The organism is Nitrosovibrio sp. Nv17 (genome assembly GCF_900119085.1).
Classification (GTDB): Bacteria; Pseudomonadota; Gammaproteobacteria; order Burkholderiales; family Nitrosomonadaceae; genus Nitrosospira.
In genome coordinates this window covers 280,352-296,191 of the sequence record NZ_FPIQ01000001.1, presented here as the reverse complement: position 1 = coordinate 296,191, position 15,840 = coordinate 280,352, and the positions used below count along the sequence as shown (strand labels likewise).

Sequence of the window (15,840 nt, the reverse complement as noted above, 5' to 3'; positions counted from 1 at the left end):
TCATGACAGCGGCCAGCGGCGAATGGCACTATAGACCGATCCGCCCGCAGCCGGCATCGATTCGGCCAACACCCATTCGCGCACCCGCCAGCCGATGGGCGCCGCCAATGCGGGCAACGCGGAACATGACGCACCCCGCATCAGCGTCACGTGAGGCACATAGGGCCGCCGCTCCAGCGGAAAGCCGGCCTCGGACAGTGCGTCTTCCAGGGTATGCGCCAGATCCACGAGGGCCCGCGAAGGCTCGCTCACGGCTGCACAGATGATACGGCTCCGCTTCCAGTAGCAGAGCCTGTCCAGGGTGCATTCGAATGCATCCGCATTCCGGCGACCCACGGCGTCGGCCACCCCATGGAGTACCGTCAGTCGCTCCGGTGCGACCTGCCCCACGAACGCCAGCGTCAAGTGGAGATTCGCCGCCCTGACGCCGTGGCCACCGCCGCACGAACCTGCGTACAGACGCTCGGCCAGCGCCGCCAGCTGCCGTCGCGCCGGCTCGTCAGGCCAGAGTGCGAAGAAAATCCGGATGCCGCCCCCTTTCACCCATCCGCAACATGCGGCCGGGCGATCAGGCATACCGCCTGCGCCTCCACACCCTCTCCCCTGCCCACGGGACCCAGATGCTCGGCGGTCTTTGCCTTGATGTTGACATCCTCTCCCGGCACGCCGAGATCCTGCGCGATATTGGCCACCATGGCAGGAATGTACGGTGCCATCCTCGGCGCCTGGATAATGATGGTGGCATCGATGTTCACCACGCGGCACCTGCGCTGCGCCAGCAGATCCGCAACGGCCCGCAGCAGCGCGCGGCTGTCGATATCCTTGAAGCGCGGATCGGTATCGGAAAAATGCCGGCCGATGTCCCCCAGCGCCGCCGCACCCAGGAGCGCATCGCAGATCGCGTGCAGCAGCACGTCGGCATCGGAGTGGCCGAGCAGCCCCTTGTCCCAGGGAATGGCCACGCCGCCGATGACGAGCCTGCGGCCCTCGACCAGCTGGTGCACGTCGAATCCCTGCCCCACCCTGAATCCGTCCATTTCCCTCCCTATCCGGAATTCTTGCGCCATGTGGCGCGCCTGCCCGCCAGGATCAGTTCCGCCAGGGCGAGATCCTGCGGATAGGTCACCTTCAGGTTGAACGGATCCCCCGGCACCAGCCTGGGATGCAGCCCCAGCGCCTCGATGGCCCCGGCGTCGTCGGTCATGGCCGTGCCGCCCGCCCTGCACAGCGCCTCGACCAGCCGCGCGTAGCGGAACATCTGGGGCGTTTGCGCCTGCCACAGATCCTCCCGGGACTCGGTGTGCGCGACACGGCCACCGCTGCCTCCGCGCTTCAGCGTATCCGCCACCGGCACCGCGAGCAACCCCCCCACCGCATCGTCGGCCAGTTCGTCCAGCAGCCGGTCCAGCTGCGCAGCCGCCAGGCAGGGCCGCGCCGCATCATGCACCAATATCCAATCGTCATCATTGATCGCGAAGGCCTGCCGTGCCGCCCGCAGACCGTTGAGCACGCTTTCGGCACGGGTGGCGCCGCCGCATTCGAGCACGGCCAGCCTGGACGAGAAAGCCGACCAATCATGCCGTTCCCATTCGGTATCGCCGGGGGAGAGCACCACGCATACGCGGGCGATCCTGGGAGAGCCGCACAGAAGCTGCAGCGCATGATGGATCATCGGCCGGCCGGCCAGGGGAAGGTACTGCTTCGGAGTCTCTCCACCCAGGCGCGAGCCCGCCCCCGCCGCGGGAATCAATGCGAAGAACGGCATCGGACGAATCCGGAATGAATCGGATGCAGCAGACGCAATTCAGGCCATTTCTCCACGCGATGGGGATTCCATGCCCTTGCAACCGGTTTCACAGGCTACAGAACGTCAGGTCGAACGCGACGTCGTTCTCGTACACCCGTGTTCTCTGCCTCGAACCCGACGTGACGAAGCGGATGTTGAGCGCGTACTTGTTGGCGCTGATTTCGGGAATGCACGGCAGCTTCTCGTCCACCTTCAGGCACAGCATATGGGCGACCCGTCCGGCGGCCATTTGCTGAAACGACCCCCGCCGAGCCACGTAGGAAGCGGTCTTGCCGCTGCGGCGCAGCAGGTCCAGCACGATGTCGATACCTTCCCTGAGGGGCAGCAACGGTGCCAGCCATCCGTCGAGATCGGTACGGCGCAGGCCGGGATTCAGGTGCAGCCAGTAGTGATAGGACGGCAGGTCGAACTCGCACGCGCCGCCGGGTATCCCCACGCGCTGCCTGATGCCCATCAGCCATTCGTCTTCCCGCATGTGCTCGCCGATCTTGCCCGCCATGCCGAGCATGCTGCGGGACGCAGCCTGAATGCTGCCCAGCACCTCGTTCAGCGCCCCTTCCGAGATATTCGGGCTCCTGCGCATGGTCTCCAGGGACTGCTTCTGGCGCTCCAGCTCCTGCAGCAGTTCCGACTTCATGTCCGAGCGGCTCGTCACATCCAGTATCTCGAACAGCGTCACGAGAGCGGAATGATGCTCGATCGCCTCGTCCCTGGCTGTAAAGAACGCCACCCTGTCGAACAAATCCTCCAGCCGCAGCAGTGTACGGATGCGTTCGTTCAGCGGATGTTCGTAACAGATCACAGTGACGATCCAGAAAACAGGGGCCGTTATGGAGAGAAGGGCGGCATTGCCCGGCGAAACGGAATTATACAATCAATTCGGGGCGGGATTCCCGCTCCCTGCCATCGCTGCGAATCATCGGCGCGCACCGGCCAATGCCAGGTATCTCCGATGCAGCGCATGCACCTGCCGGGTCAGACACGTCATGCCGCCGTCGTTGGCAATGACGTCGTCCGCCCGCTGCAACCGCTCCTGCCGGCTCATCTGGGTCGCGACGACGGCGAGCACCGCCTGCCGGTCCAGGCCGGTACGGGAGATGGTACGCGCGATCTGTTCCCGCTCGCTGCAGTCCACCACCACGGTACGCTGGATCATGTCCCGATAGTGGCCGGTCTCGAACAGCAGCGGTACCACGACGATCCCATAGGGTGCGGAAAAAGCGGCCACCTGACGAGCAAGCTGGTCGAGGATGAGAGGATGCAGGATCGCTTCGAGCCTGTGTCTGGCAGCCTCGTCGGAAAACACCAGATTACGCATCCTGGCGCGGTCAAGTGCGCCTTCCGCCGTGATGAATCGTTCCGGAAACGCCCGCCGGATGGGGGCAATGGCCAGGCCCTGCGGTTGGGTGAGCGCGTGCGAAACCGCATCGGCATCCGCCACATCGACGCCCAGTTCGGCGAAAAGGCGGGCGGCAGTGGTCTTGCCGCTGCCGATGCCACCCGTCAACCCGACGACCAGGGACATGGGCTAGGCCGTCAGGCCGGACCATCCGAGCCAGGCACGGTTGGCGCAATCGCCCCAGAACAGGGCGACGCCGCCCGCGCCGGCCAGATAAGGCCCGAAAGGAAGGGGCGCCCGGTGGTCGCGCCCCGCGATCGCCATTGCCCCAATGCCCGCGGCCGCACCCGCCAGCGATGCCAGCAGGATGACCAGCGGCAGCATCTGCCAACCGAGCCATGCGCCTATCATGGCCAGCAGCTTGAAATCGCCGTGCCCCATGCCCTCTCGGCCCGTCGCAAGCCTGAAGCACCAGTATATCAGCCATAGCGCGAGGTAGCCGGCGGCTGCGCCGATGACCGCGGAACGCGGATCGGTCAATCCGCCCTCCAGGCTCGCGAGCAACCCCGCCCACAGCAAGGGAAGCGTGATGCCGTCGGGAAGCAGTTGCGTCCGGGCGTCGATGAAGGCCAGGGCGATCAGCCCCCACACGAACACCAGCGCCATGAGCGCAGCCGGGCCATAGCCGAGATGCGCGGCAGTCAGGCCGCTCAGCGATGCCGTCAGGATCTCGACCGCCGGGTAGCGCAGGGATATGGACGCCCGGCACCGGGAACAGCGCCCTCCCAGCCACACGTAGCTCGCCACGGGGATATTCTCCAATGCCCGCAAGGTATGCCCGCAATGCGGGCAGGCCGAACGCGGAACACAAAGATTGAACGGCGTCGCGCTGGATTCGACGGTCCCCCCGCGCAGCCCGGCGCATTGCTGCATCCACTCGCGCCGCATCATTTCCGGCAGGCGGTGGATGACGACGTTCAGAAAACTGCCCGCCGCCAGGCCAACGACAGTGCACAGCGAGATGAAGGCAGCCGGCGAGTGCTGCAGGAAGTCGTTCAACGGCATCGGGACATCGCGCTACCGGCCCGCAATCCGTTCTTCGGCTTCCGGGGACTCTGTGACGGGTGCCAGGCTGGGGAAAATCCGTACCACCTTCACCACTCGATCCTGAGTCTGGATGATCTCCATCGGATAGTCTGCGATTTTCAGGCCGGTACCGGCTTCGGGAATGTCCTCGAAGTATTCCAGGATGAGACCATTGAGGGTCTTCGGGCCACCCAGCGGCAAGCGCAGCCCGAGCTTGCGGTTGAGGTCGCGCAGCAGGCTGCTGCCTTCCACGATCACGCTGCCGTCCTCTTCCTGCTTGATTGCCATGCCCGCCTGGGTCGGCGCGTGCGTGGTGAATTCCCCGATGATCTCCTCGACGATGTCCTCCAGCGCCACCAATCCTATCCATTCTCCATACTCGTCCACGATGAACCCCACACGTTCGCGATTCTCCTGGAACGATTGCAGTTGTGAAAACAGGGCGGTACCGGAGGGAACGAAATAGGGGTCGCGCATGGTTTTTTCGAGTATCGCCCCGGTGATCGCGCCGTGTCGCATCTGGTGCAGCACCTTGCGCACATGGATCACGCCCACGAGGTTGTCGAGCGTTCCGCGGTATACCGGCAGACGGGTATGGTGGCACGTCAGCAACTGGTTGTGGAGCACGTCGTCACCGGCATCCAGGTCCACCGCCTCGATCTGGCCACGCGGCACCATGACGTCGTCGACGCTGACGGTCTCGAGGTCGAACAGGTTGAGCAGCATGCCCTGATGCTTCTTGCGGATGAAGTGCCCGGCTTCCAGCACCAGGGTTTTGAGTTCCTCCAGACTGACCGTCTGCGCGGCGCTATTCTCCCCGGGCTTCAGGCGCAGGATCGTGAGCAGCGCCTGGACGAACAGGTTGACGAACCATACCACCGGATAGAAGATCTTGAGCAGCGGCGTCAGGACGTAGCTTGACGCGAGGGCGATGGGCTCGGGGTAGGCGGCGGCGATGACTTTGGGGGTGATCTCGCTGAATACCAGGATGGCAAAGGTTACGCCCACCGTGCCGATGAACAGCGCCAGGTCGTTATGCCCGAAGAGGCTGGAGACGATCACCGCCACCAGCGTGGCGGCTGCCGCGTTGAGGAGGTTGTTCCCGAGCAGGATCACGCCCAGCAGCCTGTCGGTGTTCTGCAGCAGCCGTGATGTCAGGCGCGCTCCCCGATGCCCGGTTTTTGCAAGATGCCTCAACCGGTAACGGTTGATGGCCATCATGCTGGTCTCTGAAATCGAGAAGAATGCGGACAGGATCAGCAGAACGGCCAGTGCCAGCAGCAGCGCATACAACGGCAGATCTTCCAATAGAAACGCCTCTCCTTCTCATGCGGTGGAGGAATTCGGAACCTGCGAGCGGCCACGGCGCGCAATCGACAGCCTTGCGGCACGTCAGCGCTTCAGGATCACTTCCAGTACGAACTTGCTTCCGAGGTAGGCCAGCAGCAGAATGACGAAGCCGGTCAGGGTCCAACGGACGGCGATGCGCCCACGCCAGCCGTAGAGCTGCCTGCCCGCCAGCAGCGCTGCGAACACCGCCCAGGAAATGATGCCGAACAAGGTCTTGTGCGTGAACTTGAGTGGCTGGCCAAACACTTCCTCCGAAAAAACGATGCCGCTGAGCAGCGTCAGCGTCAGCAGCACGAATCCCACCCAGATGACGCGGAACAGCAGCTTCTCCATGGTCAGGAGCGGAGGCAGCCCCGCCAGCACCGCCGGCATCGAGGGACGATGCAGGCGGCGTTCCACCACCGCCATCAGCAAGGCATGGAACGCGGCGATGGTGAGCAGGCTGTAGGCCAGCATGGCGATGGAAATATGCGCCTTGAAAGCGGGAAATTCGGTGTTGGCCAGGGGACGCAGCGAGGGAAACGCCAGCGGCAGCAGCACTGCCACCGCCGCCACCGGGGCCACCAGGGTCTGCAATCCCTCGAAACGGTGAAAGAACCCCGACAGCCAGTAGATCGACGCCGTCAGCCAGACGATGGACGAGACCGCGCTGCCCACTCCGAAATTCAGCCCTTCGCCGGAAAATACCGACTGGTACAGCGTGTAGCCATGCAGGCACAGCGGCGCGAGCAACGCGTATCGCTCCCATTCCGCGGCCGGGGCATCTCCTTTCCGCTGCGACACGGGGCTCCATTGGGTGCGCCAGAAATGCCAGCTGATCAGTCCGTACAGCAGACAGGCAACGGCATAGGCTAGAATGACGGGCATTGAACGGGCAGATCTTAAAAATTCAACTGAATTCAACCTATTTCAGTTAGTCTACACCAATTTTTCCCGAGGGGCATTTCGCATGTTCGACAACCTGACGCACCGGCTTTCTGCCGTCATCAAGACCCTGAAAGGCGAGGCAAGGCTGACCGACGACAATATTCAGGATGCGCTGCGAGAGGTGCGCATGGCGCTCCTGGAAGCCGACGTCGCCTTGCCTGTGGTCAGGGAATTCGTCGCACGGATCCGGGAAAAGGCCGTCGGCCAGGAGGTCGTGGGCAGCCTCTCGCCCGGTCAGGCGCTGGTGGGAGTGGTGCACCGGGAGCTGATCGCCATCATGGGCGGGGAAAAGGCCGAGATCAACCTGGCGACCACCCCGCCGGCAGTGATACTCATGGCCGGGTTGCAGGGCGCGGGCAAGACGACCAGCAGCGGCAAGCTCGCCAAATGGCTGATGGAGCAGAAAAGGAAAAAGGTGCTGTTGGTATCCTGCGATACCTATCGGCCTGCCGCCATCCAGCAACTGCAGTTGCTGGCCGGGCAGACCGGCGCGGACTTCTTTCCGGTCCAGAGCGGGCAGCGACCCGGGGAGATCGCCGCCGCCGCCCTGGATTTCGCCCGCAAGCACTTCCATGACGTCATGATCGTGGACACCGCCGGCCGGCTTGCCGTCGACACGGCCATGATGGAGGAGATCAGCGCGCTGGGAGCGCTGTTGAAACCCGTTGAAACGCTGTTCGTGGTGGACGCCATGCAGGGACAGGACGCGGTCAACACTGCAAAGGCGTTCGCCGAGGCCCTGCCTCTGACAGGCATCGTGCTCACCAAGCTCGACGGGGATGCCCGCGGCGGAGCCGCATTGTCGGTACTCCACGTAACCGGCAAGCCGATCAAGTTCGCCGGGATCGCCGAGAAAATGAACGGACTGGAGGCATTCCACCCGGACCGCATGGCCTCGCGCATCCTTGGCATGGGCGATGTCCTGGGCCTGATCGAGGAAGCCCAGCGCGGTGTGGATCGGGAGGAAGCCGAGAAGCTCGCCAGGAAGATGAAGTCCGGCAAGAGCTTCGACCTGAACGACTTCAAGGCACAGCTTCAGCAGATGAAGAACATGGGCGGGATGGGCGCCATGATGGAAAAGTTGCCCGCCCAGCTGACACAGGCGGTGCAGAAGGTGAAGATAGACGACAGACTCATGGGGCGCACCGAAGGCATCATCGATGCGATGACCCCCCAGGAACGCACCCGGCCGGATATCCTGAAGGCATCCCGCAAGCGGCGCATCGCCGCCGGGGCGGGCGTCACGGTGCAGGAGGTGAATCGCCTGCTGGCGCAGTTCGAGCAAACCCAGAAGATGATGAAGATGATGAGCAAGGGGGGCATGGCGAAGATGCTGCGAGGCATGAAGGGCATGCTGCCGGGCATGCGGTGAACCGACGGGTCATCTGGCCGGCGGGACCTTTTCGAGCCCGGTCAGGCGTGCGCCGGCGGCGATCTTGCGCGCTGCGAACCAGCCCAGATTCATCTCCAGCGCATACTTCGCCGCTCCCGCCGAACGATGCGCCGTCAAGGTATAGGGCGCCATGTCGGCAATATTGAGAATCACGCCCGCTTCATCGATGAAGGCCACGCTCAGGGGAATCGCGGTGTTCATCATCCACATGCTCTGCTCCACGGTCTCGGCAAACACGAACAGCATGCCGTCGTTCTCGCCCAGCGACTGCCGGAACATCAGCCCTCTTGAGCGGGTATCATGGGTGCGCGCGACCTCCACGGAGAAAGCATGACCGGAAATTCCAAGGTCTGCCACCGGCATTTCCGCCATGGCTGACCCGGACGTCAGCGGCAGGACAAGAATGAACAGCCACCGGAAGACGCGATTCATTCGTTCTCCTCTTTCTTTAATGCCAGAATCGTGCTCGAGGCCCGGCAATCCGGCACCGATTTCCCGGTGGCTTGACGATTAGCCGGTCGCGGTTCTCGAGAGAATGGGAGCATTTCCATGCCCGCCGGTTCAATGCTTGCCGGTGCTGCCGAACCCTCCGTCGCCCCGCCGGCTCCGCGCAAAGTCATCGACCACCTCGAAAGCCACCTGCACCACCGGCACCACCACCAGTTGCGCGATACGCTCGAAGGGATCGAGAGAAAAGGAGTGCGTTCCGCGATTCCAGCAGGAGACGAGTATCTGCCCCTGATAGTCTGAGTCGATGAGACCGACCAGGTTTCCCAGCACGATGCCATGCCTGTGGCCCAGGCCCGAGCGTGGCAGCACCATCGCCGCCAGGCCGGGATCGGCGAGATGAATGGCGATGCCGGTCGGGATGAGGTCAGCCTGTCCCGGCGCTATCGTCATGGCGTGATCGATGCAGGCGCGCAGATCCAGGCCCGCGGACCCCGGGGTGGCATAGGTGGGCAGTTGATCCCGCATGCGCGGATCCAGGATCCTGACATCGACCCTCTTCCTGTCATCCACCGGCTCTCCCTCCATCCCATTTCGCATACAGTGCCGCGGCATGCCCGATCAGTCGCCGTGCCTGCTCGATCTTGGGCGCTTTCGGTAGGTACGTCCTGCCGCCATCGTCAAACAGAATCAGTATGTTTTCATCGCTGGAAACCGCGTCCTGTACTAGGTTGGCGGCCAGCAGCGGGAGCTTCTTGTCACGCCGCTTGGTCTGCGCATTCTTTTCCAGGTTTTCCGTCTCCGCCGCGAAGCCGACACAGAAGGGCGGCCGGGGCAAATCCGCCACGTAGCCGATGATATCGGGATTCGGAACGCACTCCAGCAGGATACCCTCTGCCTGCTTCTTCAGCTTGCGCCTGCTCGTGCTGGCCGCACGATAGTCGGCGACCGCCGCAACACCCACGAAGATATCGACGCCATCCTCGAGCTGCGCCTTCACGGCCGCCAGCATCTCCAGTGCGCTGACCACGCCCACCCGCCTGACCCGTGCGGGAACGGGAAGGCACACGGGACCGGAGACGAGCGTCACGTCCGCTCCGGCCTCGGCCGCCGCGCGCGCCACCGCATAGCCCATCTTCCCCGAACTCAGGTTGGTCAGCCCCCGCACCGCGTCGATGGCCTCGTACGTCGGCCCTGCGGTCACGAGTACGCGCCTGCCGTGCAGGAGGCCCGGACGGGAAAAGGCATGCACCGCCCCGGCAAGCTCGGCAGCCTCCAGCATGCGGCCCATGCCGGTCTCGCCGCAGGCCTGGGCGCCGCTCGCCGGGCCCAGTATCGTCACGCCATCCTGCGTCAGCGTGGCGATGTTGCGCTGCGTGGCGGGATGCTCCCACATCTGCCGGTTCATGGCGGGCGCCAGCAGCAGGGGACAGTCACGCGCAAGACACACCGCGGAGAGCAGGTCGCCGGCAAACCCATGGGCAAGCTTGGCGATGAAGTCGGCGCTGGCAGGTGCCACCAGGATGGCATCCACACCCCGCGAAAGTTCGATATGCGCCATGCCGCCGGCCGCACCGGGGTCCCATAGATCCGTGAATACGGGTTTTCCCGTCAGGGCCTGCAGCGTCGCAGTACCCACGAAATGGCGGGCCGACTCGGTCATGACCGCCTGCACGTCCATGCCATCCTGCACCAGCAGGCGAGCAAGCTCAGCCGCCTTGTACGCAGCCACGCCGCCGGTCAGCCCCAGCAGCAGGCGTCCGGCGTGAGGGGGGAGTGGATCGATCGCCATACGTAGTGGTAAATAAGAACGCTTCGATGGAGACCGGGAGTTTAACTCAAAAAGCACGTCCTCATGCACGCCCCTGCTTCGGCACTGCAGCGGGATGATGCAGCATGCGAATGGACGATATCCGCCTACCTCCACTGGAAAACAAGGCGCTTCCCTGATACTCTGCTCATTCGAACTCCGCCTCTTCCCTCGTTCACCACATCATGGCGATCCCGGACTGGCCCGAATCCGAGCGGCCACGCGAAAGACTGCTGCTGCACGGCGCATCTCACCTCTCCGATGCCGAACTCCTGGCAATATTCCTGAGAACCGGCATGAAGGGAAAGAGTGCCGTGGACCTGGCACGCGAACTTCTCGGACGCTTTGGCGGACCGACGGGTCTATTTGCGGCAGAGCGGGAAGCTTTCTGCCAGGTGCCCGGACTGGGACCCGCCAAGTACGCCCAATTGCAGGCGGTACTTGAGATGGCGAGGCGTGCGCTCGCGGAAAGGCTGAAGACCGGCGATGCCATGGATTCTCCGGAAGTCGTGCGCAATTATCTGCGGCTGTTGCTCGGAGGCAGGCAGCATGAGGTGTTCATGGGCATCTTCCTCGATACCCGGCACCATGCCATCGCCAGCGAGGAACTGTTCAGGGGAACCCTTGCGCAGACCAGCGTATATCCCCGTGAGGTGGTGAAACGCGCGCTGCACTACAATGCCGCGGCCATCATCTTTGCCCATAATCACCCTTCCGGCGTGGCGGAACCCAGCCGCGCCGACGAGATTCTGACCCAGTCGCTCAAGCAGGCGCTTGCGCTGGTGGATGTCAGAGTGCTGGATCACTTCATCATCGGCAACGGCATCGCCATGTCTTTTGCCGAACGAGGATTGATTTGAGGAAATCCTCGGATCTGGAGTATAATTCCGGATCAATCGATTTCTGGAGCGCTCCACATGGCACGCGTATGCGAATTGACCGGCAAGAAACCCATGACCGGGCACCATGTTTCCCATGCCAACAACAAGACGAAACGGCGTTTTCTGCCCAATCTGCAGCATCGTCGCTTCTGGGTGGAAAGCGAGAAACGGTGGATCAGCCTGCGACTGTCGAATGCGGCGCTGCGCACCATAGACAAGAACGGTATCGAACCCGTGCTGGCGGACCTGCGCGCTCGCGGCATCGTCTAGGTCCAGGATAGACAACTCGGGAAAACATCATGCGGGAAAAGATAAAGCTGGAATCGTCGGCGGGTACGGGACACTTCTACACCACCACCAAGAACAAGCGCACCACGCCGGAGAAACTGGAAATTCTCAAGTTTGATCCCGTGGTGCGCAAGCACGTCAAGTACAAGGAAATCAAGCTGAAATAGGATCCCCGTCACCACCAACAAAAAACCCGCATGATGCGGGTTTTTTGTTGGTGGTGTAACCCTGGGCTCCTCTCAGGCGTAGCAGCGCAGCCTGCGGGAGAATTTTTCGAGCACCTCGATACCGCTTTCTTCCGCACGATGACACCAATCCTCGAGCTGCCGCACCAGATCATCCTTCGAGGCCGTCGAGCGCTGCCAGACAGTCATGAGCTCCTCGCGCATGGTATAGACCTTGTCCAGCGTGACGGCCTTGCTCAGCACCGCGCTCAGCTTCGCGCGCTCGTCCTCCTGCAGGGTCTTGGAATCGGCCAGCACCCAGCGCTTGAGCGTAGGCCGATCCACCCCCAGATGGGTAGTGGCCTCCTTGAGATGATCGATTTCCTTGGCCAGCGTCAGCTTGAGCGACTGGGCATACTTCGCGAGCACCTCGTAGCGATGTGAAATGACGGCCTGGAGGGTATCCAGGTCGCACTTCGTCTTGGCCGCATCCAGGCGCAGCTTGGGCGCGATCTTCTTCACCTGCGCCAGCCCCATCATCTCCAGGATACGGATATACAGCCAGCCGATGTCGAACTCGTACCACTTGTTGGAAAGCCTGGCGGAGGTGGCATAGGCGTGATGATTGTTGTGCAGTTCCTCTCCGCCGATGAGTATGCCCCAGGGAACGATGTTGCGGCTTGCATCCTCCGCCTGGAAGTTGCGATACCCCCAGAAATGCCCCACTCCATTGATGACGCCGGCCGCCATGATGGGAGCCCACGCCATCTGTATCGCCCATACCGTGAGACCCATGGTTCCGAACAGGACGAGGTCGATGACCAGCATCAGCGCGACACCCTTGCGGCTCTGGCCGGCATAGACATTGCGTTCCAGCCAGTCGTCCGGCGTCCCGTGGCCGTACCTTTCCAGGGTTTCCAGATTCTTGGCCTCCGCCCGATAGAGTTCCGAACCTTCCTTGAGGACCTTGCCGATGCCGAATATCTGCGGGCTGTGGGGATCATCGGAGGTTTCACACTTGGCATGATGCTTGCGATGTATCGCGGTCCACTCCTTGGTGACCATGCCGGTGGTCAGCCACAGCCAGAATCTGAAGAAATGGCTGGGTATCGGATGCAGATCCAGTGAGCGGTGGGCCTGATGGCGGTGGAGATAGATCGTGATGCTGGCAATCGTGATATGGGTGAGGCCCAGAATGACCGCAATATAGCCCCACCATGGCAAATCGACAAGACCCGTCACTGTTGAGTATCCTTTTTTTGAATTCCGGGAAAAAGAGATTGCAATTTAAAGTGAAACCGATCTTTAGTCAAGAAATTGTGCTAAGAAGCATCAAGGATCGGCCGGGTCGTGGAACCCTCTCCTATATCCGTTTCCTGCGGATTCCTGCAGGGATGTCCGATGGAATGCCGCGGCGCTCGGTGTCCTTCAATCCGCTCTCGACATCCCTGCCGGCCTGCTCAACCGCATCGCGCGACTTCTTGTGCATCGTGGCTGCGGCAGTGCTTTCCGGCCCGACGGTCTCGTCGCGCTCGTGTGGCAGGAGCACGGCCCGTGATTTCCGTTTTCTTGAAGATGAAGGCTGTCGATGCGCCATGTTCTCCTCGCTTCCCGTTTTCCCGCCTGCACAAAAATTACGACCCGATCCCGTCAGGGGGGTTCAACGCAACGCCGGCAAATTTTTTCGGTTCGGCGTGGATCAGGGCCTGGCAACGCTTAACACCTGTTTCCTGGCCGCGTTGCTGCGCGAAAAAAAAGCGCGAGGGCAAGGACGGGCAGGATGGGCAGAGCGCAGCGCAACCCATCATCTTCCGGACAGCGCTGGGATGCGTTGCATTTCACTTTACCATGGTGCCTGGTTTACGGATGTCACGACCAGAAATGCCTCTTGCCGAAATCCGTGCCGCTTTCCCCGGCAATCTTCGATGGACCCATTTTTTCCGCATGCCGCCATTGATTAGTGGGAGAGACAGGTTCTGTATTAGAATACCCGTCCATTCCCGCCCTCGATGAAAGATGGCACGAGGCCGGCGGTCCGGGATGCACAGCCTCCCCTGCCTCGGCAGGAGAATATCCTGCCAGCGCTCCCTCTCCAGCCGGGCTCGTCGAAGTCGTGATATCCATCAGTACAGTCGGGAGCGACCATTACCCGGAATCCTGCTCTCTGCTGCAACGATCGATTGCCTGGATTTCAGGATGGCTTCAACCAGGACAGGATGACCTCACCCGAAAACCGGATCTATCTTGCTTCGCGCAGCCCCCGCCGGCGAGAGCTGCTGAAGCAGATCGGCGTCGATTTCGCCACGCTGCTGCTGCGCGAGGCGGCGCCTCGCGCGGCCGATGTCGACGAGTCGTCGATGCCGGATGAAGCGCCGCATGCCTACGTCGCGCGCGTGGCGCGGAACAAGGCGGGTATCGGTTGGATGCAGCTCATGCAGCGCAAGCTGCCGCAACTGCCGGTGCTCGCCGCCGATACCATCGTGGTGCTGGGAGACCGTATCTTCGGCAAGCCGGCGAGCCCGGCCCATGCACGGGAAATGATGGAGGCGCTGTCAGGCCGGATTCATCAGGTATTGACCGCCGTCGCAGTCGCCGCGCAGAATGGGCTGCACGTACGCGTCTGCGCCTCCACGGTGCGTTTCCGCTCTCTCAGCGAACGCGACATCGAAAGCTACCTCGCGCACGAGGAGGGCCACGACAAGGCCGGAGGCTACGCGATCCAGGGGATCGCGGCGGTCTTCGTGACGGAGATCGCCGGGAGCTACAGCGGTGTCATGGGATTGCCGCTGTTCGAGACCGCCCAGCTCCTGGAGGAATCCGGGATCAGAATACTGCGCTGACCTGACGCCGCCCCCTCCAGCCCCGACTTCCATGACCAGCGAAATCCTCGTCAACGTCACGCCGCAGGAAACCCGCGTCGCGGTCATGGAGCAGGGCGCGGTCCAGGAACTGCACATCGAGCGCACCAGCAATCGCGGCATCGTCGGCAACATATACAACGGCCGCGTCACCAGGGTGCTGCCGGGCATGCAGTCCGCATTCGTGGACATCGGCCTGGAGCGCGCCGCCTTCCTGCATCTGGCCGACATCTGGAGGGTGCGCCAGGGCGAGGACGCCGACAAGCCCATCGAACGCCTGCTGTACGAGGGCAAGCACGTGCTGGTCCAGGTGATCAAGGACTCCATCAGCACGAAGGGCGCACGCCTTTCCACGCAGGTGAGCATCGCCGGACGCATGCTGGTCTACCTGCCGCAGGTCTCCCACATCGGCATTTCCCAGCGCATCGAGGACGAAACCGAGCGCAAGCTGCTGCGCGAGAAACTGAAGCACCTGCTTCCCACGGGGGAGAAGGGCGGCTTCATCATCCGCACCATGGCAGAGGCCGCCAGCGACCAGGAACTGCAGACCGACATCGACTATCTGTACAAGCTGTGGCACGACATCGAGGAAAAATTCTCGACCGGCGCGCCCGGGCTGCTCTATCAGGATCTGACCCTGGGCCACCGCGTGCTGCGCGATTTCGTGGATGACGGCACGGCCAGGATACTCGTGGATTCACGCGAGACCTTCCAGAAAATGATCGGCTTTTCGCAAGACTACATGGCCAATGTGACGGAGCGGATCAGTCACTATGCGGGAGAACGCCCGCTGTTCGACCTGTACGGCATCGAGAGCGAGATCGAGAAATGCCTTGCGCGGCGCGTGGACCTCAAGTCCGGCGGCTACCTGATCATCGACCAGACCGAGGCCCTCACCACCATAGACGTCAATACAGGCGGGTTCGTGGGGGTCCGCAGCTTCGACGATACCGTCTTCAAGACCAACCTGGAGGCGGCGCAGGTCATCGCGCGCCAATTGAGGCTGCGGAACCTGGGCGGCATCATCATCATCGATTTCATCGACATGGAGAGCGTGGATCACAAGAATGCCGTCCTCGCGGAATTCAAGAAATCCCTGGCGAAGGATCGCACCCGCATGACGGTCAATGGCTTCACGGCACTCGGATTGGTGGAAATGACGCGCAAGCGCACGCGCGAGAGCCTGGCCCATATCCTGTGCGAAACGTGCCCTACCTGCCAGGGGCGCGGCGAGGTCCGGACCGCCCAGACGATGTGCTACGAAATCCTGCGCGAACTGCTGCGCGAATCACGCCAGTTCGATGCCCGGGAATTCCGCATCCTCGCCTCCCAGCAGGTGATCGACCTGTTCCTGGACGAGGAGTCGCAGAGCCTGGCGCAGCTCGGCGACTTCATCGCCAAACCCATCAGCCTGCAGGTGGAAACGACCTACTCGCAGGAGCAGTATGACGTCATCTTGGTGTAGGAAGGGCAGACATGTTGCGCCGCCT

At 62.6% G+C, this 15,840-nt stretch carries 19 protein-coding genes; 7 read left to right on the top strand and 12 right to left on the bottom strand.

Features of this window, described 5'->3' with window-relative positions:
* From thpR to BT108_RS01270, 8 genes are all read right to left on the bottom strand, one after another.
* The gene (gene thpR / locus BT108_RS01305; RefSeq protein WP_072292820.1) at window positions 1–576 is read right to left on the bottom strand and encodes an RNA 2',3'-cyclic phosphodiesterase; all 576 of its coding nucleotides are present in this window, start codon (window positions 574–576) and stop codon (window positions 1–3) included.
* Window positions 540–1,037, bottom strand: coding sequence for a 2-C-methyl-D-erythritol 2,4-cyclodiphosphate synthase (gene ispF / locus BT108_RS01300; RefSeq protein ID WP_072292725.1), 498 nt, complete (start codon window positions 1,035–1,037; stop codon window positions 540–542). Before ispF ends, thpR begins: the two co-directional genes overlap by 37 nt.
* An 8-nt stretch (window positions 1,038–1,045) precedes the next feature.
* The gene (gene ispD, locus BT108_RS01295) at window positions 1,046–1,765 is read right to left on the bottom strand and encodes a 2-C-methyl-D-erythritol 4-phosphate cytidylyltransferase (protein ID WP_072292724.1); all 720 of its coding nucleotides are present in this window, start codon (window positions 1,763–1,765) and stop codon (window positions 1,046–1,048) included.
* 88 nt (window positions 1,766–1,853) lie between these two features.
* A complete protein-coding gene (zapD, locus tag BT108_RS01290; protein WP_072292723.1) occupies window positions 1,854–2,609 on the bottom strand; it encodes a cell division protein ZapD in 756 nt (251 codons plus the stop codon).
* Between the two features lie 114 nt (window positions 2,610–2,723).
* Entirely contained in the window at window positions 2,724–3,332 is a 609-nt protein-coding gene (gene coaE, locus BT108_RS01285; RefSeq protein WP_072292722.1) for a dephospho-CoA kinase, read from the bottom strand.
* 3 nt (window positions 3,333–3,335) lie between these two features.
* Window positions 3,336–4,211 (bottom strand): prepilin peptidase, encoded by an 876-nt coding sequence (locus BT108_RS01280; RefSeq protein WP_072292721.1) that lies wholly within the window; start codon window positions 4,209–4,211, stop codon window positions 3,336–3,338.
* 12 nt (window positions 4,212–4,223) lie between these two features.
* Window positions 4,224–5,540, bottom strand: a complete 1,317-nt coding sequence (locus BT108_RS01275; protein WP_072292720.1) for an HlyC/CorC family transporter — start codon at window positions 5,538–5,540, stop codon at window positions 4,224–4,226.
* A gap of 84 nt (window positions 5,541–5,624) precedes the next feature.
* The gene (locus BT108_RS01270) at window positions 5,625–6,449 is read right to left on the bottom strand and encodes a cytochrome C assembly family protein (RefSeq protein WP_072292719.1); all 825 of its coding nucleotides are present in this window, start codon (window positions 6,447–6,449) and stop codon (window positions 5,625–5,627) included.
* A gap of 82 nt (window positions 6,450–6,531) precedes the next feature.
* Here BT108_RS01270 and ffh point away from each other — a divergent pair, with 82 nt between their 5' ends.
* Window positions 6,532–7,881: a signal recognition particle protein gene (ffh, locus tag BT108_RS01265; RefSeq protein ID WP_072292718.1), complete on the top strand. Its 1,350-nt coding sequence runs from the start codon at window positions 6,532–6,534 to the stop codon at window positions 7,879–7,881.
* Window positions 7,882–7,890: 9 nt separating this feature from the next.
* Here the strand turns inward: ffh and BT108_RS01260 are convergent, their stop codons facing one another.
* The 3 genes from BT108_RS01260 to coaBC all read right to left on the bottom strand — a co-directional run bounded on the left by BT108_RS01260 (window position 7,891) and on the right by coaBC (window position 10,141).
* Window positions 7,891–8,334 carry a DUF192 domain-containing protein gene (locus BT108_RS01260; protein ID WP_072292717.1) on the bottom strand — a complete coding sequence of 148 codons (444 nt, stop codon included), beginning with the start codon at window positions 8,332–8,334 and terminating at the stop codon, window positions 7,891–7,893.
* 129 nt (window positions 8,335–8,463) lie between these two features.
* Window positions 8,464–8,922 (bottom strand): dUTP diphosphatase, encoded by a 459-nt coding sequence (gene dut / locus BT108_RS01255; protein ID WP_255369564.1) that lies wholly within the window; start codon window positions 8,920–8,922, stop codon window positions 8,464–8,466.
* Window positions 8,915–10,141 carry a bifunctional phosphopantothenoylcysteine decarboxylase/phosphopantothenate--cysteine ligase CoaBC gene (coaBC, locus tag BT108_RS01250; protein ID WP_072292715.1) on the bottom strand — a complete coding sequence of 409 codons (1,227 nt, stop codon included), beginning with the start codon at window positions 10,139–10,141 and terminating at the stop codon, window positions 8,915–8,917. Before coaBC ends, dut begins: the two co-directional genes overlap by 8 nt.
* Before the next feature lie 203 nt (window positions 10,142–10,344).
* Here coaBC and radC point away from each other — a divergent pair, with 203 nt between their 5' ends.
* Genes radC through rpmG form a run of 3 tightly spaced genes read left to right on the top strand, consistent with a single transcriptional unit; the run spans window position 10,345 to window position 11,495 of the window.
* A complete protein-coding gene (radC, locus tag BT108_RS01245; protein WP_072292714.1) occupies window positions 10,345–11,019 on the top strand; it encodes a RadC family protein in 675 nt (224 codons plus the stop codon).
* A gap of 57 nt (window positions 11,020–11,076) precedes the next feature.
* A complete protein-coding gene (gene rpmB, locus BT108_RS01240; protein ID WP_072292713.1) occupies window positions 11,077–11,310 on the top strand; it encodes a 50S ribosomal protein L28 in 234 nt (77 codons plus the stop codon).
* Window positions 11,311–11,339: 29 nt separating this feature from the next.
* Window positions 11,340–11,495, top strand: a complete 156-nt coding sequence (gene rpmG, locus BT108_RS01235; protein WP_072292712.1) for a 50S ribosomal protein L33 — start codon at window positions 11,340–11,342, stop codon at window positions 11,493–11,495.
* 72 nt (window positions 11,496–11,567) lie between these two features.
* Here rpmG and BT108_RS01230 read toward each other — a convergent pair whose 3' ends face one another.
* Complete coding sequence (locus tag BT108_RS01230) at window positions 11,568–12,734, bottom strand: DesA family fatty acid desaturase (protein ID WP_072292711.1); 1,167 nt, start codon at window positions 12,732–12,734, stop codon at window positions 11,568–11,570.
* Between BT108_RS01230 and BT108_RS13395 the strand changes: the two genes are divergently transcribed.
* The 3 genes from BT108_RS13395 to rng all read left to right on the top strand — a co-directional run bounded on the left by BT108_RS13395 (window position 12,710) and on the right by rng (window position 15,815).
* On the top strand, window positions 12,710–13,453 hold the full coding sequence (locus BT108_RS13395) for a hypothetical protein (protein ID WP_218184786.1): 744 nt from the start codon (window positions 12,710–12,712) through the stop codon (window positions 13,451–13,453). The two genes, BT108_RS01230 and BT108_RS13395, sit on opposite strands and share 25 nt — an antisense overlap.
* Before the next feature lie 255 nt (window positions 13,454–13,708).
* A complete protein-coding gene (locus tag BT108_RS01220; RefSeq protein WP_072292819.1) occupies window positions 13,709–14,332 on the top strand; it encodes a Maf family protein in 624 nt (207 codons plus the stop codon).
* Window positions 14,333–14,363: 31 nt separating this feature from the next.
* The gene (gene rng / locus BT108_RS01215) at window positions 14,364–15,815 is read left to right on the top strand and encodes a ribonuclease G (protein ID WP_072292709.1); all 1,452 of its coding nucleotides are present in this window, start codon (window positions 14,364–14,366) and stop codon (window positions 15,813–15,815) included.
* The last annotated feature ends 25 nt before the right edge of the window (window positions 15,816–15,840 follow it).

What these genes read in the sequence shown, in the direction of transcription:
- thpR (WP_072292820.1), bottom strand. Translation starts at nt 576, where the DNA reads ATGCCTGATCGCCCGGCCGCATGTTGCGGATGGGTGAAAGGGGGCGGC.
- ispF (WP_072292725.1), bottom strand. Translation starts at nt 1,037, where the DNA reads ATGGACGGATTCAGGGTGGGGCAGGGATTCGACGTGCACCAGCTGGTC.
- ispD (WP_072292724.1), bottom strand. Translation starts at nt 1,765, where the DNA reads ATGCCGTTCTTCGCATTGATTCCCGCGGCGGGGGCGGGCTCGCGCCTG.
- coaE (WP_072292722.1), bottom strand. Translation starts at nt 3,332, where the DNA reads ATGTCCCTGGTCGTCGGGTTGACGGGTGGCATCGGCAGCGGCAAGACC.
- BT108_RS01280 (WP_072292721.1), bottom strand. Translation starts at nt 4,211, where the DNA reads ATGCCGTTGAACGACTTCCTGCAGCACTCGCCGGCTGCCTTCATCTCG.
- BT108_RS01270 (WP_072292719.1), bottom strand. Translation starts at nt 6,449, where the DNA reads ATGCCCGTCATTCTAGCCTATGCCGTTGCCTGTCTGCTGTACGGACTG.
- ffh (WP_072292718.1), top strand. Translation starts at nt 6,532, where the DNA reads ATGTTCGACAACCTGACGCACCGGCTTTCTGCCGTCATCAAGACCCTG.
- BT108_RS01260 (WP_072292717.1), bottom strand. Translation starts at nt 8,334, where the DNA reads ATGAATCGCGTCTTCCGGTGGCTGTTCATTCTTGTCCTGCCGCTGACG.
- coaBC (WP_072292715.1), bottom strand. Translation starts at nt 10,141, where the DNA reads ATGGCGATCGATCCACTCCCCCCTCACGCCGGACGCCTGCTGCTGGGG.
- radC (WP_072292714.1), top strand. Translation starts at nt 10,345, where the DNA reads ATGGCGATCCCGGACTGGCCCGAATCCGAGCGGCCACGCGAAAGACTG.
- rpmB (WP_072292713.1), top strand. Translation starts at nt 11,077, where the DNA reads ATGGCACGCGTATGCGAATTGACCGGCAAGAAACCCATGACCGGGCAC.
- rpmG (WP_072292712.1), top strand. Translation starts at nt 11,340, where the DNA reads ATGCGGGAAAAGATAAAGCTGGAATCGTCGGCGGGTACGGGACACTTC.
- BT108_RS13395 (WP_218184786.1), top strand. Translation starts at nt 12,710, where the DNA reads ATGGCAAATCGACAAGACCCGTCACTGTTGAGTATCCTTTTTTTGAAT.
- BT108_RS01220 (WP_072292819.1), top strand. Translation starts at nt 13,709, where the DNA reads ATGACCTCACCCGAAAACCGGATCTATCTTGCTTCGCGCAGCCCCCGC.
- rng (WP_072292709.1), top strand. Translation starts at nt 14,364, where the DNA reads ATGACCAGCGAAATCCTCGTCAACGTCACGCCGCAGGAAACCCGCGTC.